This is a genomic window from Serratia sp. UGAL515B_01, from assembly GCF_033095805.1.
Classification (GTDB): domain Bacteria; phylum Pseudomonadota; class Gammaproteobacteria; order Enterobacterales; family Enterobacteriaceae; genus Chania.
Genome location: NZ_CP109901.1, coordinates 583707 through 607806, shown reverse-complemented (window position 1 = coordinate 607806; position 24100 = coordinate 583707). Strand labels below are relative to the sequence as shown.

Genomic DNA, 24100 nt, shown 5'->3' with positions numbered 1-24100 from the left:
AAAAGAGAACTTTCTTGATTGCTAGCAAACATGTTATTACCTCTTCCCCAATATCTACCAGCATTAACCCTACGCACACGCAAGTACGCAGGGTTAATAAATCACTGACTTAACGCAATAATTCAGATTGACTCAGCACGGACTTCATCCATTGATGTCCCTTATCACGTTCAGCGGACTCATGCCAAGAAAGATAACAAGCCACACTTTTCTTTTTCCATGGCAATTGAATTAATTTTAAACCGAGCATTTCCGCATGTTGCTGAGCAAACCATCGCGGGGTAATTGCCACCATTTCAGTCATTGAAACAATATTCAATACGCTGAAAAGATCGGTACATTGTTGCGTGATAACCCGCTGTATCACTTCTTCTCGGTAGTAGGGTTTACTAAAAGAGCAGAAACGTTCTAACGAAATGACTGCATGCTGCTCAGCCAACAGTTGTTCTTGGGTAAGACTATTCAACAACCGTGGATGTGAGTGTGCCGCAACCAGGATTAACTCATCATCAAATAATGTAATATTTTGAAAGTCAGGCTGTTCAAAGCGGGTATAACCAATAACGAAATCCATTTCTTGGTAACGTAACTGGTGCTCAATGTTCTTACTTAAATCGGATTTTGTCTGCAACCGCACATTAGGTGCCATTTTTTTGACGTTGTTGATTATTTTGGCTGTCAGACGTATGTCTAGCGGGCTACAAATAGAGAGCACAAAAGTACGCTCGCTGCTCAGGGCATCAAAACCTGCTCCAGGCAGCTCATTTTGGACCAATTGCAATGCCTGCCGTACGGGACCAAAAAGCTGGCGCGCACGCATAGTGGGTTGGATCCCACGGCCAAAACGAACAAAAAGCTCATCGTTGAACATAACTTTCAAACGCGCTACCGCATTACTTACCGCAGGCTGTGACATACCCAACGAATTTGCCGCACGAGTAATATTCTGCATCTGCATGACGGCATCAAAAACAGTAAGCAAATTAAGGTCCACGCTACGCAGGTGAATATCACTGTTTTCTTTTTCCAAGACAGTTCCTGAATTATATTCAGACATCTCACGCTCCACTAAGTCCTATGTAGATAATTCCGCCAACATGCAAGGCAATGTCACAGAAAGTGTGGTGTCATTGTTCCTGCATAGCAGAATTAGTTATCCCTATTGACTATCTACTGTAGATAACAATCGAGCATCATCCTATAAAAATGGTACAACACATTATATTAAGGTTTGGTTTGCAAACATATCACATCTGAAAAACCCATCTGAAACGTGCCAAAATTGTGTCCCTTAATTACACGTTATCGCCACTGGCAGTTATTTGAGTGCAGGGCAAAACTCGAGCCTTGAGTTAAGACATGAAAAAATAAGCAAAAAATAACGTCACAATGCAATCAAATGGGGCCACCCAAAAATCCCGTTCGTTCTTTGCGTTGTCAGGTTTGGATTAGCCTATCGATACCTTTAACATTGGCGACGTGCTTTTAGGGCTGCAACAACACCATAGACAATTAAAGGGGTACAACCTAATGACTCTCAAAATTTGGCAGGTAAACACCTGAGTAGCGAGCTCTTGAATAGCACTCATCAACTATCTGAACAGACCATAAAATCAGATGATGGACAATTATACACGATTCGAATAAGGAGATTTAGTCCCACTTCATTGACTCTCATGTATCATTCAATCCAATTAATATGTATAAACAATATAAAAAGACCATAAATTCACATAGTGAATACAATGGTGACTTTAGATTGTTTGCATCATCCTGTACCTACTCACCTTTTTGCAATTGGAGAGTTTAACCGAGCAGTTATTAGAATCAATGCCACAGCACAATATCGATGCAATTTATGCTAAAAAAATCGCAAAACAACTCCTTTTCTTCATCTAATCACCTTTTTTCTGCCTGTTGACCGGTAACGCCAGTTACTATGCTGTGTTTTAATTGCTTGCTAACACCACTGGCGATCTTTGGAGCACAGTGCTAAACGTGAACTGCATTGTAAGGTATGCCAAATAGACGACGAAAAATGTACCAATGCACTCAATGAGCACCAACCAGGAGGGCACTTCGGCAATTAAAAAACAGCCTACAGCACGCCTTCTTTTCCAGAAGGTATTGACATAACAAAGCCAATAAAGTATCAATCATGTAACGAAATAATTTTTGAGAAACCGATTGTGATGAACCGCACTAACCGCCTACTAAGCCTACTACTAAACGCATCTCTATTGCGCGGTATGCTGGTGGCCAGAGTTCAGTACTGATTCAGCCAATCATCTATAAGAACCCGCGCTACTGCGCGGGTTTTTTTTTGCCCGCTTAGCGTGAAACACATACGACAAGGAAAGACACGATGAGCCAACAAGTCATTATTTTCGATACCACATTACGTGATGGAGAGCAGGCATTACAGGCAAGCCTGAGCGTAAAGGAAAAGATTCAGATCGCCATGGCGCTGGAAAGGATGGGGGTCGATGTAATGGAGGTCGGTTTCCCGGTTTCTTCCCCTGGTGATTTTGAGTCCGTACAGACCATCGCACGCCAGATCAAAAATAGCCGAGTTTGCGGCCTGGCTCGCTGTGTTGATAAAGACATCGACGTCGCTGCCGAAGCGTTGCGCGTTGCCGAAGCTTTCCGTATCCACGTGTTCCTGGCCACCTCTACCTTACATATCGAATCAAAATTAAAACGTTCTTTCGACGAAGTTCTGGAGATGGCAGTACGTTCCGTGAAACGTGCCCGCAATTATACCGATGACGTTGAGTTCTCTTGTGAAGATGCAGGCCGCACGCCGATTGATAACCTGTGCCGAGTAGTCGAGGCCGCAATCAATGCTGGTGCTACCACCATCAATATTCCAGATACTGTCGGTTACACCACACCGAATCAGTTTGGCGGCATCATCACTACACTGTATAACCGCGTACCTAACATTGATAAAGCCATTATTTCCGTTCACTGTCACGACGATTTAGGTATGGCAGTGGGTAACTCTATAGCCGCAGTGCAGGCGGGGGCACGGCAGGTGGAAGGAACATTGAACGGTATTGGCGAACGTGCCGGTAACTGTTCACTGGAAGAAGTGATCATGGCGATCAAGGTCCGTCAGGACATTATGAATGTGCACACTAATATCAATCATCAGGAAATTTACCGTACCAGCCAGTTAGTCAGTCAACTGTGCAATATGCCAATCCCGGCCAATAAGGCTATCGTAGGCTCCAATGCCTTCGCGCACTCATCAGGCATCCATCAGGATGGCGTGTTGAAAAATCGTGAGAACTACGAAATCATGACACCGCAGACCATTGGTCTGAAAGATGTGCAGTTAAATTTGACCTCGCGTTCCGGCCGTGCTGCGGTAAAACACCGTATGGAAGAGATGGGCTACAAGGAACAGGATTACGATCTGGACGTTCTGTACACCGCTTTCCTGAAATTAGCCGACAAGAAAGGCCAAGTTTTTGATTACGATCTGGAAGCATTGGCTTTCATCAATAAGCAGCAGGAAGAGCCAGAGCAGTTCAGCCTGGAATACTTCAGCGTACAGTCCGGTAGCAGCATTATGGCAACCGCTTCGGTCAAGCTGATCTGCGGTAATGAAGAGAAATCAGAAGCCGCTACCGGAAATGGCCCGGTAGATGCCGTTTACCAAGCCATCAACCGCATTACCGAATACCCTATTGAACTGGTAAAATACCAACTGACCGCTAAAGGTCAGGGACGCGACGCGTTAGGTCAGGTTGATATCGTGGTTTCTTATAACGGCCGCCGTTTTCACGGCGTTGGTCTGGCAACCGACATTGTTGAATCTTCTGCCAAGGCAATGATTCACGTGCTGAATAATATTTGGCGCTCACAGCAGGTAGAAAAAGAAAAACAGCGTCTGCAGCAAAATAAACATCAAAATAATCAGGAAACGGTGTGAACATGACGAAGACTTACCATATTGCCGTCTTACCCGGAGACGGAATCGGCCCGGAAGTAATGTCCCAAGCACATAAAGTTTTGGATGCTGTCCGCCAGCGTTTTGGTATCCGCATCACCACCAGCGAGTACGACGTTGGAGGTATCGCCATCGATCGTCATGGCACACCGTTACCAGCAGCAACCATCGCTGGTTGTGAACAAGCCGATGCCATTTTATTCGGCTCAGTTGGTGGCCCAAAATGGGAACATCTGCCACCGGCAGAGCAACCTGAGCGCGGCGCACTGTTACCTCTGCGTAAACATTTTAAACTGTTTAGTAACCTGCGCCCCGCACGTCTATACCAGGGGCTAGAGGACTTTTGCCCACTGCGTGCCGACATAGCAGCAAGGGGTTTCGATATTCTGTGCGTTCGTGAGCTGACCGGCGGGATCTATTTTGGTCAGCCAAAGGGGCGTGAAGGCCAAGGTATGCATGAGCATGCTTTCGACACCGAAGTCTATTACCGCTTTGAGATCGAACGTATTGCGCGAATCGCCTTTGAATCTGCGCGTAAACGTCACCATAAAGTCACGTCTATTGATAAAGCTAACGTCTTGCAAAGTTCGGTTTTGTGGCGTGAAGTGGTTTCTCAAGTGGCGAAAGAATATCCTAATGTGTCGCTGTCACATATGTATATCGACAATGCCACCATGCAGTTAATCAAAGATCCATCCCAGTTCGATGTCATGCTGTGCTCTAACCTGTTCGGCGATATTCTGTCTGACGAATGCGCCATGATCACCGGTTCAATGGGTATGTTGCCGTCTGCCAGCCTGGATGAACAAGGCTTTGGCCTCTACGAACCCGCTGGGGGTTCTGCACCAGATATTGCGGGCAAAAATATCGCCAATCCGATAGCACAAATTCTGTCGGCCACTCTGTTGCTGCGTTACAGCCTAGGGGCAGATGAAGCTGCAGATGCAATTGAACGCGCTATCAATCAGGCATTGGAACAAGGTTATCGTACTGCCGATCTGGCAGGTGGTGGCAAAGCAATAGGTACGAATGAAATGGGTGATATTATTGCCCGCTTTGTGGCTCAGGGAGCATAAATCATGGCTAAGACGTTATATCAGAAATTATACGATGCCCACGTGGTTCATGAAGCGCCTAATGAAACACCACTGTTGTATATCGATCGCCATCTGGTACATGAAGTAACCTCTCCACAGGCTTTTGATGGTCTACGAGCAATGGGCCGTAAAGTACGCCAACCTAGCAAAACGTTTGCCACCATGGATCACAACGTTTCAACCCAGACGAAAGACATCAATGCCAGTGGTGAAATGGCACGTATTCAAATGCAGGAGCTGATCAAGAACTGCGCGGAATTCGGTGTCTCACTGTACGACCTGAATCACCCTTTCCAAGGGATTGTCCATGTTATCGGCCCTGAGCAAGGCATGACGCTGCCGGGCATGACTATTGTGTGCGGCGATTCCCATACAGCAACACACGGTGCTTTCGGTTCGTTAGCCTTTGGTATTGGCACCTCAGAAGTTGAACACGTATTGGCAACCCAGACCCTGAAACAGGGACGTGCCAAGACGATGAAAATTGAAGTAACGGGTGATGCCGCTGAAGGCATTACAGCAAAAGACATTGTGTTGGCGGTGATAGGTAAAACCGGCAGTGCTGGTGGTACAGGTCACGTTGTCGAGTTCTGTGGTAAAGCGATCGAGCAACTGACCATGGAAGGCCGTATGACGCTGTGTAACATGGCAATTGAAATGGGGGCAAAAGCTGGCCTGGTTGCTCCAGATGAAACCACCTTCAGTTACCTGAAAGGCCGTCAGTTTGCACCCACCGGTGACAACTGGGAGCAAGCAGTTGCCTATTGGCGCACGCTGAAATCTGATGCGGATGCGCAATTTGATACTGTTGTCACCTTACGTGCAGAAGACATCGCCCCGCAGGTTACTTGGGGAACCAACCCTGGTCAGGTTATCGCTGTCGATCAGATGATTCCAACGCCTGACTCCTTCAGCGATCCCGTTGAGCGGGCTTCAGCCGAAAAAGCGTTGGCTTACATGGATCTGAAACCTGGCATTAAGCTGACTGAAGTTCCCATCGACAAAGTGTTTATCGGTTCCTGTACTAACTCACGTATTGAAGATCTGCGCGCTGCGGCAGCCATCGCCAAAGGCAGGAAGGTAGCGGCTGGCGTTCAGGCTATCGTGGTACCGGGATCAGGCCCGGTAAAAGCTCAGGCGGAAGCAGAAGGTTTAGACAAAATCTTTATCGAAGCGGGTTTTGAATGGCGCCTACCGGGCTGCTCCATGTGTCTGGCAATGAACAATGACCGTCTAAACCCAGGCGAACGCTGTGCATCTACCAGCAACCGTAACTTCGAAGGCCGTCAGGGCCGGGGTGGCCGAACTCATTTGGTCAGCCCGGCGATGGCCGCTGCTGCTGCTGTTACCGGCCATTTTGCCGATATCCGTGAATTACACTAAGGAGCACCACCGTGGCTAAATTTACTCAACATACCGGCTTAGTGGTGCCTCTGGATGCGGCTAACGTCGATACCGACGCCATTATTCCCAAGCAGTTTCTACAAAAAGTAACGCGTACAGGCTTTGGTCAACACCTGTTCAATGATTGGCGTTTTCTGGATGACGCAGGCCAACAGCCAAACCCAGAGTTTGTTCTGAACAAGCCGCGTTACAAAGGGGCCAGCATTCTGTTAGCGCGAGAAAACTTTGGCTGTGGTTCATCACGCGAGCATGCCCCTTGGGCACTGAGCGATTATGGCTTTAAAGTGGTGATAGCTCCTAGCTTCGCGGATATTTTCTACGGTAATGCGTTTAACAACCAGTTACTGCCGGTCACACTGACCGAACAGGACATCGATGCACTGTTTAAACTGGTAGAAGAAAGCGAAGGCATAAAGTTCGTTGTCGATCTGGAAAACCAGACGGTGAACGCTGGCGGCAAAAGCTACCCATTTGAGATTGATAGCTTCCGTCGCCATTGCATGATTAACGGTTTGGACAGTATTGGGTTGACACTGCAGCACGAAGCGGAGATCTCTCGCTTTGAAGCGCAGCAACCCGCATTTCTGAACTAATCATCGCCAATGACTAATGGATTTTGAGATACAGCCAGGCGGCCACTGAGCAACAAACCAGTCACTGGGTAAACCAAGTGACTGGTGCGAGTAAAAGCAGCAGTCACTCCTACAGTTTGAAAGACGAGTGTTATTACCAGTACCCCAACCACTTCCACCACAACCCACCAATCACCATCCAGATCAACAGGTTGACCACACTCATAACAAAACCGGTTTTCCACCATTCTCCCAATGTCGTATAACCCGAACCAAAGATGATCGGCGCAGTACCGGTGCCATAATGGGTCAATGACATCATCAGTGAGGAAGAGAAAGCCAGGATCAAGCCAAGCAGCGCAGGGGGAGCGCCAAGAGCAATGCCAGCGGCAAAGAACGCGGCAAACATCGCCGTAACGTGCGCGGTAGCACTGGCAAAGAAATAATGCGAATACAGGTAGATAAGCGTCAGTAAAATTGTCCCGCCAACCCAACTCATTCCCATACTTTTGATACCTGCTCCCACCGTTTGTGAAAGCCATTCTATCAAGCCCAGTTTACCCAAATAGGTTGCCATCATAACCAATGCGGCAAACCAGACGACTGTATCCCAGGCCCCTTTATGTTTGAGTACGTCTTCCCAGCTCAATACCCCTGTTGCCAGCAAGACTGCCAGGCCAATCAACGCGGCAGTGGTTGGGTTAACTGCCAACGACGAGCCAAAAATCATGGCAGGGATCCCTGCCCATAGGAACAGCAACAAAGCAAACACGCCCAGTGTAATTTTCTCGGGCAACGTTATCTTACCGAGTGCTTGGAGCTTCTCTAGGGCAAAACGCGGTGCATCAGGCGTACTTTTAATTTCCGGTGGATAGAGCAGATACACCACTAACGGCACCATTATCAGCGAACAGATCCCAGGCACCAGAGCAGCAACCGCCCACATCGACCAGGTCAGTTCGAACTCAGAACCAGTGCCTTTAGCGATAAGGTTAACAATCAGTGGATTAGGCGCCGTTGCCGTAATAAACATTGCAGAGCTAACCGGATTGATGTTGTAGTTCACCAGTGCAAGGTAGCGGCCAATTTTGCCAGAAGTATTGAGTTCAGGCTTTGAGGCAAAACTATCGGCAATAGATTTCATGATTGGGTGAATAATCCCACCGCCACGAGCTGTATTACTTGGCGTCACCGGTGCCAGCACGGTTTCAGCCAAAGTTAACGCATAGGCAACCCCCAATGTTTTTTTGCCAAATAACGAAATGAAATAGTAACCAATGCGCGCACCCAATCCGGTTTTATTCAGACTGAGTGAAATCATGATAGAAAAACCGATTAACCAAATCAGTTGGTTGGAGAAACCGCTTAACGCGTCATCAAGCGCTGCTCCAGGGTTACCTGGATTGGTTACACCTGTTACGGCGACCAGCGCAATGGCAATGATGGAAACGGCACCAATCGGCATCGCCTTGCCTATGATGGCAATAATGGTACCAATAAAGAGCGCCAACAAATGCCAGGCGTTAGGAGTAACCCCAGCAGGCACCGGGATCACAAACCAGATGACCAGCGCGACGATAATGGCACAAAGGGAAGGAACAGGCTTGAGCGGTGTTAGTTTGTCCATAACATACCCACGTTCATCAAAGGAGCGACATCTTGTTACCAAGATGGAAATAGAGCGCGGAGTTCGCACTCTGAGCTCATTTATCTTAGTAAACAGGGGGCAACGTTATCAATGACCTTCATCAATTAACATCATGTTACACTTATCGCACCTTGGCACACATCCACAGAGCCAACAGAGCCAGCACGGTGAGCAGCCAATAAACCATCTTAGGTTGTGTCCCTTGTAATACCCCTGCCAGGATTACCCCGGTAGAAATACTGTTGGTAAACAGCGTGGTCTCTCCCTGGACTCCCCAGCATTAACTCCTGAAAATACAGCATGCCAATCCCGGCAATAATGCTAATACAGATGGCGTTGAGTAGGCTGTTGCCGGCGGTCATTATGCAACAGAGCAGGATAGGCTTACGCCGATCGCCATGGGCATCAGATCGTTTCGCCAGCAAAAAGCTGACGATAATCCCGGCGACGGCATTGGCGGTATAAAACATACCAACCCACAGCGGACAAACTTTTACCTCTGTGGTCAAAAGTGCTCAAAAGTGGTCAGCAATAGTCTTCACGTCGGAGCCTGTAGCGCTCCGGCAATACCGGTAAGCAAGGCAATCATCAGGAAGCGGCAAAAACGGGATTAAAACGGCGTAGAAACCTAAGCATGAAATTCATACCAGCATCCCTGACCAGAAGACGAAACGCTTATGCTACAAAAGGAAAATGCCGGAAGAAAGCGTCAACAGCGGATAAAAATGCCAGTGGGTTACCCCACTGGCTGGTGAAAAGCACCATTACTCAGAAACACTTTTCAGAGAAACAGAACGAAGCCACACTCATAAACCAAATAGGTTTTAAAGTTGCAATCAACAACGCCGCAGCTTTAAAAATGAGGGAATGCCTTTGCACTGTTTCAACTGCAAGAATTATCTGCGTAATATAAGGAAAGATAAATTGACGAATTATGCCTGAGAGTTCCTCTTTTATGCCCACATCGCGCTTACAACAGCAATTTATTCGCCTATGGCAGTACTGCCAAGGCTTACCAACCGAAACCACACTGCAGGAATTGGCAGAAGTGCTCAGTTGTTCACGTCGCCATATGCGTTCTCTTCTAGGGACCATGCAGCAGGCAGGCTGGCTGACCTGGCAGAGTGAGTCAGGACGCGGGAAGCGTTCGCTGCTAAAATTCCACTACACGGGTCTGGCTCTGCGACAACAGTGGGCCGAAGAGTTACTGGAGCAGGATCACATTGACCAGCTTGTTCAACTGGTCGGGGATAAAAATGCAGTACGCCAGATGTTGCTTTCGCAGTTAGGGCGCAGTTTTCGGCTGGGTAAGCATATCCTTCGTGTTCTTTACTATCGCCAGCTTTACAACCTGTTACCCGGTTCGGCACTACGCCGTTCAGAAACGCACCTGGCGAGGCAGATATTTAACGGTTTGACGCGCGTAAATGAGGAAAATGGGGAACTAACATCAGATTTATCACACCACTGGCAAACGATTACTCCGCTCCATTGGCGCTTTTATCTTCGCCCGGCAATCCATTTTCATCACGGCCGTGAATTGGAAATGGAGGATGTTATCTATTCGTTGAGTCGCCTGAAGCCACAATCTCTGTTTTCCCATATAAGCCAGATTGTTTCGCCAACGCCCCATGTTATCGATGTGCATTTACACACACCTGATTATTGGCTTCCTTGGCTGTTAGCCAGCGTGCATGCCATGATCCTGCCGCGTGAATGGCAAAGCCTGCCAGATTTTGCCCGCCATCCGATCGGTACAGGCCCTTATCGTGTCATACGCAATCATCAAAGCCAGATGAAAATCCACGCCTTTGATGACTATTTTGGCTATCGCGCGCTGATCGACGAAGTCAATATCTGGGTCTTACCGGAAGTGAGTGAAGCATTAGTACACTGCGGCGTACAATTGCAAGGGGATGATACGGGCAATAATGAATTGGAAAGCCGCTTGGAGGAAGGTTGCTACTTCCTGCTGTTTGACCAGCGCTCAATGCTGGCCGCAGCCCCTGAGATCCGCCGTTGGCTATGCGAGCTGATCAATCCAATCGCACTACTGAGTCACGCTGGCCCGTTGTATCAGCGTTACTGGGCACCGGCTTATGGAATTCTGCCTCGCTGGTTACATAATCGTGCGTTAGGGCTGCAACCCAAACCCGCAGGATTGAGTGCGTTGACACTGACGTTCTACAGCGAGCATTCTGAGTTTCATGCCATTCAGCAAGCCATGGCGGCGCTTCTGGTCGAGCATGATATCAAACTTAATGTACAAATCGTCAGCTACGACACCTGGCATAAAGGCGGTGCAGAAAGCGATCTGTGGCTTGGTAGCGCCAATTTTACTCTGCCATTGGAGTTTTCACTGTTTGCCACATTGTATGAATTACCGCTAATCCAACACTGTCTGAGTGAAGATATTACCCGGGATGCCGCACTGTGGCGCAAGAACTGCCTGCCAATGGCGGAATTTTGTCAGCGTCTGGTCAGCAGCCACCAGCTACATCCCTTGTTTCACCACTGGCTGCAACTACACGGCCAACGCAGTATGCGTGGAGTTAGGATGAACACCCTCGGTTGGTTTGATTTTAAATCTGCCTGGTTTGCGCCACCGGAAACATAATCGCCTTTCACCAGAGCCAGTTAATCTTTATAATGCCAGCGTCTCAACGGGGTGCGGAACACAACACTGTTGGTATAGGGCAAACAAGCCGTATTTTTCCGCTGAGAACACACCCGTCGAACCTGATCCGGTCAATACCGGCGGAGGGATTTGAGCATGGCGGGTTAAATGTCTTTTACCAATGCCTTCAGATACCTTTGCCCCTTACTTTTCAGGAGTGCAAAGTGGTCAAAAAATACCTACCCTACCTATTACTGCTCGCGGCAATGCCAGCGCTGGCAAAGCAAACGCTGACGGTCTATACCTATGATGCCTTCGCCGCCGAATGGGGGCCCGGTGCCGCGGTGAAAAAAGCCTTTGAGGCTGAATGCAACTGCGAACTGAAATTCGTTGCCTTGGAAGACGGCGTTTCGTTACTCAATCGCCTGCGTATGGAAGGTAAGAACAGTCCTGCCGACGTAGTTCTTGGGCTAGACAATAACCTGTTGCATGCCGCACAACAAACCGATTTGTTCGCTACCAGTAATGTCGATACCAACAAACTCAACATACCTAGCGGCTGGCAAAACAAAACTTTTGTACCTTTTGATTATGGATACTTTGCCTTTGTCTATAACCAAGACAAGCTGAAAAACCCACCTAAAAGCCTAAAAGAGCTGGTCAGTAGCGACCAACCTTGGAAGATCATCTACCAAGACCCGCGAACCAGTACGCCCGGGCTTGGCCTGCTGCTCTGGGTACAAAAAGTGTATGGTGATGAAGCGCCTCAAGCCTGGCAAAAACTGGCGAAAAAAACGGTTACCGTGACTAAAGGATGGAGTGAAGCTTACAACCTGTTTCTGAAAGGCGAAGGCGACATGGTGCTGAGCTATACCACCTCCCCCGCCTACCACCTGATAGAAGAGAAAAAAGATAACTATAGATCGGCAAATTTCAGTGAAGGACATTACCTGCAAATTGAAGTGGCAGGAAAGTTGAAAGCCAGCAAGCAGCCGGAACTGGCTGAACGTTTTATGGAGTTTATAGTTTCACCGGCTTTCCAGAATACCATTCCTACCGGTAGCTGGATGTATCCCGTCATCAACACGCAACTACCTGCCGGTTTTGAACAGATGACACAGCCACAGAAGGCGTTGGAATTCAGCGCAGAAGAAGTCGCACAGCAACGCAACAACTGGATACGTGCATGGCAAACCGCCGTCAGCCACTGATCCCTTGCTGGTTATGGCCAGGGCTGATTGCCGCGACATTGATCGGGATTGTTGCTCTGGCAGCAATCGGGTCACTGTGGCGACATGCACCGGGCAGTGACTGGCGTAGTCTATGGCAAGATGCTTACCTGTGGCACGTAGTACGATTTACCTTTTGGCAGGCGTTACTGTCCGCCTTGATTTCGGTTATCCCCGCTATCTGGCTGGCCCGTGCCCTTTATCGTCGGCGCTTTCCTGGCCGCGATCTGCTGTTGCGCCTGTGTGCCATGACGTTGGTGCTCCCTGTTCTAGTGGCAGTATTTGGCATACTGAGCGTCTATGGTAGACAAGGCTGGTTAGCAACGATCTGCGGTTGGTTAGGCGTTAACTACAGTTTCTCTCCTTATGGTCTGCAAGGTATTCTACTGGCCCATTTATTCTTTAACCTACCGCTGGCCACACGTTTGCTGTTACAAACGCTGGAGAACATTCCTACTGAACAACGCCAATTGGCGGCACAATTGGGAATGAACGACTGGCAACAGTTTCGTTTTCTGGACTGGCCAGCACTACGCCGCCAGATCCTGCCCAGTAGCGCATTGATTTTCATGCTCTGTTTTGCCAGTTTCGCTACCGTGCTTTCGCTGGGGGGGGGCCACAAGCAACAACCATCGAACTGGCTATCTATCAGGCATTGAGTTACGACTACGATCTCAGCCGAGGGGCACTACTGGCGTTGATCCAACTGGGGTGCTGCCTGGGACTGGTAGTCATTAGCCAACGGTTGAGCCAAGTACTCCCTGTAGGCCATACCCACGACCAACGCTGGCGCAATCCGGAAGACAACGTCTGGCAACGTAGCTGTGACACGTTGTTAATAGCAGCCACACTCTTGTTAATGCTTCCTCCCTTGCTGGCCGTCATTGTTGATGGTGCTAATCAGACCTTCGTTACCGTGCTACAACAACCGGTACTGTGGCAAGCCCTCTTAACCTCACTGCGTATTGCGCTCTGCGCTGGCTTGCTGTGTATCCTGTTAACCATGATGCTACTGTGGAGTAGCCGAGAGCTGAAACTGCGACAAAAAATTACCTGTGGGCAAACGCTGGAACTAAGTGGCATGGTGATCCTGGCGATGCCAGGTATCGTGCTAGCAACCGGTTTTTTCCTACTGTTGAACGACACTACTGGTCTGCCTCAATCTCCTTATTCTCTGGTAATCATCACCAATGCATTGATGGCCGTACCTTACGCGTTGAAACTATTGGAAAACCCCATGCGCGATCTGGCCGAGCGCTATAATCCCTTGTGCCTGTCACTGGATATCCGTGGCTACCAGCGGTTACGCTGGATCGAACTGAAAGCCCTAAAACGCCCGCTGGCACAGGCATTAGCTTTTGCCTGTGTGCTGTCGATTGGTGATTTTGGCGTAGTCGCCTTGTTTGGTAACGAGCAGTTCAAAACCCTACCTTTTTATCTGTATCAACAGATTGGGGCTTACCGCAGCAATAACGGAGCCGTCACCGCATTACTGTTATTGTTACTCTGCTTCCTGTTGTTTTCTCTGATTGAACGTTTACCGGGTCGCCATGCTGACACTTGAAAAACTGACTTACCTGTACGAGCACCTACCAATGCGTTTTGACCTACACATAAGGCCAGGAGAGTGCGTTGCCGTACTGGGGCCAAGCGGGGCAGGCAAGAGCACCCTGCTCAGTTTGATCGCTGGTTTTCTCACCGCCGCCAGTGGAAAATTGCTGCTGGGCGGACACGATCATACCCGCACATCTCCGGCCAAACGCCCGGTTTCTATGCTGTTTCAAGAAAACAACCTGTTTGCTCACCTCACTGTGTCACAAAATATCGGCCTAGGGCTAGACCCAGGCTTGAGATTGAAAACAGAGCAAAAAAAACAGTTACAACAGATTGCCCATCAGGTCGGGCTAGAAGGACATTTGCAGCGATTACCCTCACAGCTTTCCGGTGGGCAACGGCAACGGGCAGCGCTAGCACGTTGTCTGATCCGCCAACAGCCGATTCTGTTACTTGACGAACCTTTCTCTGCACTTGATCCCGCCCTACGCAGCGAAATGTTACAGTTACTCAACGACGTGTGTCGCCAACGCCAACTCACTCTACTGATGGTGTCGCACAACATTGACGATGCCGCTCGCATAGCGCCACGAACCTTGCTGGTAGTTGATGGCCGCATTTATTATGACGGTGCCACTCAGGCATTGATCGATGGCACTACGTCTGCAGCTCGTGTGTTAGGTATCCCACTCAAATCGTGATCTACCACGCGTTTTTTATGCTGAGCCAAGAAACCTGTTGTGTGAATTTTGCACCTGTGGTTTTATAAAATCCTGTTTTTTATTACTGATGATAAGGTTCCCTGTGATCGCATCCTCACTGACTTCGACTCTACTAGTTGCCGCGCTACCAGCCGCGGTAGTCGTCGTGCGTGTGGTGGTGGTCGTCGGCAATGCGCCGTAGGGTCCGAATCAACGTATCGATTCCCAAACTCCGCCGGCGCAACCAGGCGGGGTTTCTTGTTTTAGTCCCCTGCCCAGCGATGTGAACCGGCCCTAAGAAAGGATAGGAACATGGCAATTTCGGGCACGCCTCACCAAGGCCAACGCTTCACCGGTGCGCAGTTGATTATTCATCTGCTGGAGCGCCAAGGTATTACTACCATTGCAGGTATTCCCGGTGGTGCCGCGTTACCGCTGTACGATGCGCTGAGTCAAAGCCGCGTCATCAAACACGTACTGGCTCGCCATGAGCAAGGTGCCGGCTTTATGGCCCAGGGCATGGCGCGTACTAACGGCAAGGCGGCTGTTTGCATCGCCTCCAGTGGCCCAGGCGCGACCAATCTGGTCACAGCGATTGCCGACGCCAAACTCGATTCAATCCCGCTGGTATGTATCACTGGCCAAGTTCCCTCCTCAATGATCGGCACCGACGCCTTTCAGGAGGTTGATACCTACGGTATTTCAATACCAATCACCAAGTACAACCATCTAGTCCGTGATATCCGCGAACTACCGCAGGTGATTTGTGACGCCTTCCGTATCGCCGAATCGGGTCGCCCAGGCCCAGTATGGATCGACATTCCGAAAGACGTTCAAACCGCAGAAATTGACTGGGACCAGTTACCCCCCATCGCCGTACCTGACGCAGCCCCTGCCTTTGATCGCCTGCAGGTCGAGCAAGCCGCAGCGATGATTAATCAGGCCAAACGCCCGATAATGTATTTAGGAGGGGGGATCATCGGTGCAGAAGCTCATCAACCCGCACTAGAAATGGCAGAACGTGCAAACCTGCCCACCACCATGACGCTGATGGCACTGGGCGCAATGCCTGTTGAACATCCACTGTCTTTGGGAATGTTGGGAATGCATGCCGCACGCAGTACCAACTTTATCCTACAGGAAGCCGATCTGTTGATTGTACTGGGTGCCCGTTTCGACGATCGCGCCATCGGTAAAACCGAGCAGTTCTGCCCGAACGCAAAGATTATCCATGTAGATATTGATCGTGCCGAACTCGGCAAAGTGAAACAGGCCAATATCGCTATTCATGCCGATGTCGGGCAGGTGTTGCAACAACTGTTACCACTGATTGAAGCACAACCACGAAGTGAATGGCTGAAAACCGTTAACGACCTCAAGCGTGAGTTCCCGTTCAATATGCCAAACGTGGAAGATCCTCTAAGCCATTACGGTTTAATAAAAGCCACTGCTCGCTGCGTGGACGAAAATGCGATTATCACCACTGACGTGGGCCAACATCAGATGTGGGTCGCACAGGCTTACCCACTTAGTCGGGCGCGCCAATGGCTGACATCCGGGGTTTAGGCACTATGGGATTCGGCCTGCCGGCTGCGATAGGTGCCGCACTTGCCGCACCACAACGTAAGGTATTGTGTTTTTCCGGTGATGGTAGCCTGATGATGAATATTCAGGAAATGGCGACCGCTGTTGAACACGATCTAGATATAAAAATCATTCTGATGAACAATCAGGCGCTAGGGCTGGTGCACCAGCAGCAGACATTATTCTATCAGCAACATATCTTTGCTGCGGCTTACCCTAAACGCACCGACTTCCTGAAAATTGCCGCCGGTTTTGGCCTGGATACTTGCGATCTTAACGCGGAAGAAGATCCACAAGCCGCGCTGATGGCTGCGATCCAGCGCCCTGGTCCGTGCCTGATCCACGCGCTGATCGACATCAACGAAAAAGTATACCCTATGGTACCGCCGGGTGCCGCCAATATCGAAATGATTGGAGAATAAGCCATGCACTCACTACAGAAAAATCCACAGGTGATCCTGGAACTGGCGGTACGCAACCATCCAGGCGTAATGACTCACGTTTGTGGCCTTTTTGCCCGTCGCGCATTTAACGTAGAGGGCATTGTCTGTCTGCCGCTGAAAGACGGCACACAAAGCCGGATTTGGCTGCTCGTCGACGACGATCAGCGTTTAGTACAGATGATCAGCCAGGTTGAAAAACTGGAAGATGTGCTTCAGGTTAAACGCCATCACGAAGACGTTCGCGTGTTTGAGCAGTTAGAAGCATTCTTCCAGTAACCTTCTGCCATTGGATTTCAAGCTGCAGTCAATATTACTGCGGCTTGAAAAACATCAAGACGGTCAAGCGATCAACACTTTCTGCAAGAGCTTCCAGTAAACCGGCATCAACGGGTGTATAGACAGATAATACCAGCACACCAACGTTGCTACCCAACTCAGGCCACAAACAAATCGCAACCGGAGAGAATAGAGCCAGCGAGCCGACGGGCTAATGCCATTCTTAACCTCACGCCACCAGTGCCAACTCAGCCAAACGGCCAGCCCAAACAGCACCACTGCACCAAACAACAACCATTTGAATTGCCCGCTATCGGCGCTAGCGGGAATATAGATCGCTACTCCTGCCAAAATACCCGGTAAGAAATAGAACGGTGGCCAAATAAGGCAAGCGATAATGTTGGGTAAAGCAAATTTATAAGGAGGCAAATCAAGCATTCCGGCAACCATCGGCACAAGCGGGCGCATAGGTCCGATAAAGCGGCCAATCAATACGGTAACCATACTGTGCTGGTAAAGCGCGTGCTCGGTTTTATCCATCATCGCTTTGTTCTTCTTAAAAAATGACAAACGATGCAACGGCTCTTTGAAAGAACGTCCGATAAAATAGGAACACCAGTCCCCGAGCAGACACCCAATTACGCAGGCAGCCCATCCCATATAGAAATTCACCTGACCACCGCCAATCAGCGCACCAATGCTGGCCATCAATATCGTACCCGGCAATAACAAACCGACCAACGCTAATGACTCAAGAAATGTAACAAATACGATGACCACCAAGGTTAATGCCAACGAATGGGTAAGTAACTGTTGTAAGTAGGCTTCCATTAGACCTCTTTTCTTTAGCAAAAAACGCATGGCCGATAAATGACACGGAGTAGACAAAACTGAGCGACTCTTTAAATTGTATCCATAGTTGGTCAATCAGGCCAACTATGGACAGTTACTGTATAAAAAAACATACTGTAGATAATCATTAATCGTCGCTTTCTAGACTGGGATCAGAGTGAAGTCACTGCATCAGGGGTTCCTACTTACCCGCCATTGGCATGATACCCCGACCGGCACCGAAGTTGAGTTCTGGCTGGCCACCGACAGCGGGGCACAAAGGTTAAGGTTAGCTCCTCAAACGTCTGTCGCATTCATTCCCGCCGAACAACGTCAACGGGCTGAGTTGTTGCTGGGGAAAGAACAGCATATCGAGTTGAAATCCCTACCTCTGCGGGATTTTCACTCACGCCCTGTATTTGGCCTCTATTGCCGCCAACATCGCCAGTTGCTCAGGTTGGAGAAGCTGCTAAAAGAAGGCGGTATCAACGTATTTGAGGCCGATATCCGCCCACCGGAACGCTATCTTATGGAGCGTTTTATTACCGCGCCAGTATGGTTCAGCGGCGAACCGAATGGTAAGGGGCAATGGATCAATTGCCAGATGAAACCCTCACCCGATTATCGACCAACGCTGAAGTTGGTATCGCTCGATATTGAAACCACCACCCACGGCGAACTTTATTCGATTGCTCTCGAAGGATGCGGCCAACGCCAAGTGTATATGCTTGGCCCAGCTAATGGCAGTAACGAACCGCTGGATTTCGATCTGGAATACTGTAACAGCCGTCCACAACTGCTTGAACGTTTAAATCAATGGCTAGAACAGCACGATCCCGATGCCATTATCGGTTGGAATCTTGTTCAGTTCGATCTGCGAGTGCTGCAAAAACATGCTGAGCGCTACCAGATCCCACTACGTTTTGGGCGCGGTGGCAATCTACTCGAATGGCGCGAACATGGCTTTAAACAGAATCATTTCTTCGCCAGTGCAACTGGGAGATTGATTATTGATGGTATCGAAGCGCTAAAATCAGCAACCTGGAACTTTCCCTCATTCAGTCTGGAATATGTCGCAAAAACCCTGCTTGGGGAAGGTAAATCGATCGACAATCCTTACCAACGAATGGCAGAGATAGACCGGCGCTTTGCCGAAGACAAACCCGCTCTCGCACGCTATAACCTGAAAGATTGCGAACTGGTAACGCGCATTTTTGCCAAAACAGAGCTACTGACCTTCCTGCTAGAACGCGCAACCGTCACAGGCTTGGCTGTGGATCGCAGTGGTGGCTCAGTAGCAGCATTCAGCCATCTGTATATTCCACGTATGCATCGTCAGGGGTTTGTTGCTCCCAACCAGGGTGAGTTACCGGAAGAGCATAGCCCAGGCGGTTTTGTGATGGATTCCCAACCCGGCTTATATAACTCCGTGCTAGTGCTGGATTATAAAAGCCTGTACCCGTCAATAATTCGTACCTTCCTTATCGACCCTATAGGGTTGGTTGAAGGGCTGCAACATCCCGATGAGGAAAGCTCAATACCGGGATTCCGTCATGCCCGCTTCTCACGTAACACACACTGTTTGCCTGAGATTGTTCGTCAGATCTGGCAGGGGCGTGAGGAGGCAAAACGGCAGAACAATAAACCACTATCTCAGGCACTGAAGATCATTATGAACGCTTTCTATGGTGTACTGGGGTCAAGCGGCTGCCGTTTTTTTGATCCTCGTTTAGCCTCATCGATCACCCTGCGCGGTCATGAAATCATGCGCCAGACAAGAGAACTGATCGAACAAAAAGGCTATCAAGTGATCTATGGCGATACCGACTCAACGTTTGTATGGTTGAAAAAAGCTCACAGCGAGCAACAGGCCGCTGAAATTGGTCGCAAACTGGTTGCTCATGTGAATCAATGGTGGCAGCAACATCTACAGAACCAATATGGATTAGAAAGCACACTTGAGCTGGAATTCGAAACACATTATTCGCGCTTTCTTATGCCTACCATTCGGGGTGCAGAACAAGGCAGTAAAAAACGTTATGCCGGATTAATAACCAGGCCAGATGGCACTGAAGAGATAGTATACAAAGGCCTTGAGACGGTGCGTTCAGATTGGACTCCGCTGGCACAGATTTTCCAACAACAGCTCTATCAGCGTATTTTTAAACAGCAGCCTTATCAGGATCTTGTACGTGATTACGTTACCAAAACGCTGAATGGTGAATTTGACGATCAACTGGTATACCGCAAGCGCCTGCGGCGTAAACTGGGTGAGTATCAGCGCAATGTTCCTCCTCATGTTCGGGCAGCACGTATAGCAGATGACTACAACCGCCAACAAGGGCGACCATTGCAGTATCAGAATGGGGGGTGGATCAGCTATGTGATGACCATTTCCGGGCCTGAACCACTGGAAACCCGACAATCGGTGATCGATTACGATCATTATCTTGAACGTCAGCTTAAACCGATAGCAGACGCTATTCTTCCATTCCTGCACGACGATTTTGCTACACTGGTAACAGGCCAAATGGGGTTATTCTGATGAGTTAAAAGGCGAGATAGGCATCACCTTGTCAGATTTTACATCCATTTACCGTGTTCCTGGATGACATAAGAGAAGAAAATCATTGGGTTTTACAGGTGACGAACGCTTCTCCTTACATTACCATAGCGCCCTTTCTGCATTCTGAACCCATACTAGGCTGTGGCCCTCAACTGCATGCGAGTACTGCTGGTGGTCATTTGAACGCAGGGCGTGAGTCGTGAAATTTGTTGGGCCAAATAAGCGGCGAGCAACGCAGAAATGCTCTCAAATAGCCTCGCCCTGCGGCTTGTCCCCAACGTTTATATTCAGTGTTGTCGCGCTTTAAAGACCACATTGTCCTTCACCCTCAGCCTTTATGACAAGCTTTTGGGTCTGCGACGGCACGACGTGCAGTTAAGGAACACAGCCTAATAACGCCATTTGTCCGTGCCGTAACCAGATGCATGCATGGTAGCTATACTGCAGCCAAATGAATGCAAAGGGGTTCTATACTACTCTACATAACTCAAGTTGCGTGAAGGTAACGAGTCACTGAGTGCTGCCAACACAATGGCAACCTGAAGTATGACGGGTCAATCCAGCGTTAGCTGGAAAAATGCAGTGGATCGTAGACAGTTGAAACAGGTTATCGAGGCCCAACACCTGCCCGATAATAAGACTTACTTAATAAGAATCGAGCCAACAAACTATGCCTTTTACACTTGGTCAACGCTGGATCAGCGATACGGAAAGCGAATTGGGATTGGGAACTGTTGTAGCACTGGATGCGCGCATGATTACCCTGCTTTTCCCCGCAACCGGTGAAAACCGTCTCTATGCCAGAAACGACTCGCCAATTACCCGCGTGATGTTCAACCCAGGCGATACTATCAATAGCCACGAAGGCTGGCAGTTACATGTAGAGGAAGTCAAAGAGGAAAGTGGTCTGTTGACCTATATCGGAACTCGTCTTGATACACAAGAAAGTGGTGTATCAATGCGTGAAGTGCTGTTAGATAGCAAACTCACCTTCAGCAAGCCACAAGACCGCCTGTTTGCCGGACAGATTGACCGCATGGATCGCTTTGCACTGCGCTTTCGTGCCCGTAAATACCAAAGTGAGCAATACCGTCTGCCGTTTGCTGGCCTGCGCGGCATGCGTGCAAGCCTGATCCCACATCAGTTGCATATCGCCTACGAAGTAGGGCAACGCCATGCGCCGCGCGTACTGCTGGCGGATGAGGTCGGCCTGGGTAAAACCATTGAAGCCGGTATGATTGTTCATCAGCAACTGCTGGCTGGCCGCGCCGAGCGCGTGCTGATCGTGGTACCAGAAACCTTGCAGCATCAGTGGCTGGTTGAAATGATGCGCCGCTTCAACCTGTATTTCTCACTGTTTGATGACAGCCGTTATGCTGAAGCAGTGCAAGACAGCAGCAACCCATTCGAAACAGAACAGTTGGTGATCTGCTCATTGGATTTTGTTCGCCGTAACAAACAGCGCCTTGAGCAGTTGGCTGATGCCCACTGGGACCTTCTGGTGGTAGACGAAGCGCATCATCTGGCCTGGAGCGAAGAAGCACCGAGCCGCGAATATCAAGTGATTGAACAACTGGCAGAAAACACTCCTGGCGTATTGTTGTTAACCGCTACACCAGAGCAACTGGGCCAGCAAAGTCACTTTGCACGTCTGCGTCTGCTAGACCCTAGCCGCTTCCACGACTACGAAGAGTTTGTGACAGAACAGCAGAAATACCGCCCGGTTGCCGATGCTGTGGCACTGTTGCTAAGTGGTGAGCGTCTGGCTGATGACAAACTCAACCTGCTGGGAGAGTTGATCGACGAGCAAGACATCGAGCCACTGCTGAAAGCAGCCAACAGCAACACCGATAACAGCGAACAGGCACGTCAAGAGTTGGTCACCATGTTGATGGATCGCCATGGTACAAGTCGTGTACTGTTCCGCAACACCCGTAACGGTGTGAAGGGTTTCCCCCATCGCCAGCTACACCAAATCAAACTGCCATTACCAACGCAGTATCAAACAGCGATCAAGGTTTCCGGTATTATGGGCGCCAAGAAAAGCGTGGAAGCACGCGCACGCGATATGCTCTACCCTGAGCAAATTTATCAGGAATTCGAAGGGGAGAATGCGACTTGGTGGAACTTCGATCCACGAGTCGAGTGGCTACTGGACTACCTGATCGCCAACCGCCATGAAAAAGTGCTGGTGATTTGTGCCAAGGCTGCTACCGCACTTCAGCTCGAACAGGTATTACGTGAACGCGAAGCGATCCGTTCTGCGGTATTCCATGAGGGGCTAACAATTATAGAGCGTGACCGTGCAGCTGCTTACTTCGCATCCCAAGAGGAAGGTGCGCAGGTGCTATTGTGTTCTGAAATAGGTTCTGAAGGACGTAACTTCCAATTTGCCAGCAAGCTGGTAATGTTCGATCTGCCCTTTAATCCTGACCTTTTGGAACAGCGTATTGGTCGTCTAGACCGTATCGGCCAGATGCACGATATCCAAATCATGGTGCCTTATCTGGAAAACACGGCACAGGCTGTGCTCGGCCGCTGGTTCCATGAGGGGCTGGATGCCTTCGAGCACACCTGCCCGACCGGCCGCCATATTTACGACAGCTGCTACGAGCAACTGATTGGATACCTGGCTGCACCCGCAGAACAAGAAGGCCTGGATGAATTTATTCATACCTGTCGCCAGCAGCACAACCAGCTTAAAGCTCAATTGGAACAGGGCAGAGATCGCCTTCTGGAAATGCACTCCAACGGAGGTGAAAAAGCTCAGGCACTGGCAGAGGCTATTGCAGCACAAGACAATGACATCAGCTTGGTCAGTTTTGCGCTAAACCTGTTTGACATCGTTGGTATCAACCAGGATGACCGCAGCGATAACCTGATTGTTCTGACGCCGTCCGATCATATGTTGGTACCGGACTTTCCTGGATTACCGCAGGATGGATGTACGGTGACCTTCGATCGTGAACAAGCATTGTCGCGTGAAGATGCGCAGTTTGTCAGTTGGGAACATCCTATCATCCGTAACGGTCTGGACTTGATCCTCTCCGGCGATACAGGAAGTTGTGCTGTTTCCTTACTCAAGAACAAGGCGCTACCGGTCGGTACCCTGTTGGTTGAACTGATTTATGTGGTTGAGGCTCAGGCACCCAAACACTTGCAACTGACTCGTTTCTTGCCACCGACACCGATCCGGATGTTAATGGATCGCAAAGGAACCAATCTGGCAACACAAGTTGAGTTCGAAAGCTTCAATCGTCAGTTGAACTCGGTCAATCGCCACACCTCAAGCAAGCTGGTCAACGCAGTTCAGCAAGAAATACACGCCATGTTGCAGCAGGCTGAAATTTTGATTGAGGACCAGGCTCGCGGATTGATCGAAAGCGCTAAACACGAAGCAGATGACAAACTCAGCACCGAGTTAGCACGTCTAGAAGCGCTGAAAGCGGTTAATCCAAATATTCGTGATGATGAAGTCGAAACATTGGAATTCAATCGCCGTGAGGTATTGCGCAATCTGAACGAGGCAGGATGGCGTCTGGATGCCATTCGCGCAATTGTCGTAACACATCAGTGAGTTAATATGCGGGGAAGGAGCTTCCCCGCATAACGCGGTACCC

Annotated in this window: 15 protein-coding genes, 3 pseudogenes and 1 riboswitch; of the genes and pseudogenes, 14 read left to right on the top strand and 4 right to left on the bottom strand. The window is 49.4% G+C overall.

All coding sequences use genetic code 11. From position 1 onward, the window contains the following. Positions 1-109 precede the first annotated feature (109 nt). Positions 110-1057 (bottom strand): transcriptional regulator LeuO, encoded by a 948-nt coding sequence (gene leuO / locus OK023_RS02920; RefSeq protein ID WP_317694696.1) that lies wholly within the window; start codon positions 1055-1057, stop codon positions 110-112. A gap of 1308 nt (positions 1058-2365) precedes the next feature. Between leuO and leuA the strand changes: the two genes are divergently transcribed. The 4 genes from leuA to leuD are packed head-to-tail and all read left to right on the top strand — an operon-like array spanning position 2366 to position 7052. Then, the gene (gene leuA, locus OK023_RS02915) at positions 2366-3940 is read left to right on the top strand and encodes a 2-isopropylmalate synthase (RefSeq protein ID WP_317694695.1); all 1575 of its coding nucleotides are present in this window, start codon (positions 2366-2368) and stop codon (positions 3938-3940) included. Positions 3941-3942: 2 nt separating this feature from the next. Next, complete coding sequence (gene leuB / locus OK023_RS02910; protein WP_317694694.1) at positions 3943-5034, top strand: 3-isopropylmalate dehydrogenase; 1092 nt, start codon at positions 3943-3945, stop codon at positions 5032-5034. Between the two features lie 3 nt (positions 5035-5037). Beyond that, the gene (gene leuC, locus OK023_RS02905) at positions 5038-6438 is read left to right on the top strand and encodes a 3-isopropylmalate dehydratase large subunit (RefSeq protein ID WP_317694693.1); all 1401 of its coding nucleotides are present in this window, start codon (positions 5038-5040) and stop codon (positions 6436-6438) included. 11 nt (positions 6439-6449) lie between these two features. Next, the gene (gene leuD, locus OK023_RS02900; RefSeq protein WP_317694692.1) at positions 6450-7052 is read left to right on the top strand and encodes a 3-isopropylmalate dehydratase small subunit; all 603 of its coding nucleotides are present in this window, start codon (positions 6450-6452) and stop codon (positions 7050-7052) included. A 133-nt stretch (positions 7053-7185) separates the two neighbouring features. Here leuD and OK023_RS02895 read toward each other — a convergent pair whose 3' ends face one another. Further along, positions 7186-8658: a DASS family sodium-coupled anion symporter gene (locus OK023_RS02895; RefSeq protein ID WP_317694691.1), complete on the bottom strand. Its 1473-nt coding sequence runs from the start codon at positions 8656-8658 to the stop codon at positions 7186-7188. A gap of 353 nt (positions 8659-9011) precedes the next feature. After that, positions 9012-9324: pseudogene (locus OK023_RS19125) on the bottom strand (MFS transporter); the annotation flags it as partial. On the opposite strand from OK023_RS19125, the gene OK023_RS02885 reads away from it, so the two are divergent. The 8 genes and pseudogenes from OK023_RS02885 to ilvN all read left to right on the top strand — a co-directional run bounded on the left by OK023_RS02885 (position 9314) and on the right by ilvN (position 17083). Continuing rightward, positions 9314-9592, top strand: coding sequence for a hypothetical protein (locus tag OK023_RS02885; RefSeq protein ID WP_317694690.1), 279 nt, complete (start codon positions 9314-9316; stop codon positions 9590-9592). The pseudogene OK023_RS19125 and the gene OK023_RS02885 sit on opposite strands and share 11 nt — an antisense overlap. A 42-nt stretch (positions 9593-9634) precedes the next feature. Next, a complete protein-coding gene (gene sgrR, locus OK023_RS02880) occupies positions 9635-11296 on the top strand; it encodes an HTH-type transcriptional regulator SgrR (protein ID WP_317694689.1) in 1662 nt (553 codons plus the stop codon). Positions 11297-11333: 37 nt separating this feature from the next. Next, positions 11334-11463, top strand: a riboswitch (TPP riboswitch). 57 nt (positions 11464-11520) lie between these two features. Next, positions 11521-12507, top strand: a complete 987-nt coding sequence (gene thiB, locus OK023_RS02875; protein WP_317694688.1) for a thiamine ABC transporter substrate binding subunit — start codon at positions 11521-11523, stop codon at positions 12505-12507. Then, positions 12483-14089 (top strand): annotated as a pseudogene (gene thiP, locus OK023_RS02870) (thiamine/thiamine pyrophosphate ABC transporter permease ThiP). The gene thiB and the pseudogene thiP overlap by 25 nt, the downstream one beginning before the upstream one ends. Then, positions 14076-14780 carry a thiamine ABC transporter ATP-binding protein ThiQ gene (gene thiQ / locus OK023_RS02865; protein WP_317694687.1) on the top strand — a complete coding sequence of 235 codons (705 nt, stop codon included), beginning with the start codon at positions 14076-14078 and terminating at the stop codon, positions 14778-14780. Before thiP ends, thiQ begins: the two are co-directional and overlap by 14 nt. Positions 14781-14868: 88 nt before the next feature. Next, positions 14869-14982 carry an ilvB operon leader peptide IvbL gene (ivbL, locus tag OK023_RS02860; RefSeq protein ID WP_411569382.1) on the top strand — a complete coding sequence of 38 codons (114 nt, stop codon included), beginning with the start codon at positions 14869-14871 and terminating at the stop codon, positions 14980-14982. 110 nt (positions 14983-15092) lie between these two features. Beyond that, positions 15093-16786, top strand: a pseudogene (ilvB, locus tag OK023_RS02855) (acetolactate synthase large subunit). Positions 16787-16789: 3 nt separating this feature from the next. Continuing rightward, positions 16790-17083, top strand: coding sequence for an acetolactate synthase small subunit (gene ilvN / locus OK023_RS02850; protein WP_317694686.1), 294 nt, complete (start codon positions 16790-16792; stop codon positions 17081-17083). Positions 17084-17146: 63 nt separating this feature from the next. Here ilvN and OK023_RS02845 read toward each other — a convergent pair whose 3' ends face one another. After that, the gene (locus OK023_RS02845; RefSeq protein ID WP_317694685.1) at positions 17147-17914 is read right to left on the bottom strand and encodes a DedA family protein; all 768 of its coding nucleotides are present in this window, start codon (positions 17912-17914) and stop codon (positions 17147-17149) included. Between the two features lie 178 nt (positions 17915-18092). On the opposite strand from OK023_RS02845, the gene OK023_RS02840 reads away from it, so the two are divergent. Next, a complete protein-coding gene (locus tag OK023_RS02840; RefSeq protein WP_317694684.1) occupies positions 18093-20459 on the top strand; it encodes a DNA polymerase II in 2367 nt (788 codons plus the stop codon). A 691-nt stretch (positions 20460-21150) separates the two neighbouring features. Next, positions 21151-24057 (top strand): RNA polymerase-associated protein RapA, encoded by a 2907-nt coding sequence (gene rapA, locus OK023_RS02835; RefSeq protein ID WP_317694683.1) that lies wholly within the window; start codon positions 21151-21153, stop codon positions 24055-24057. Positions 24058-24100: the final 43 nt, after the last annotated feature.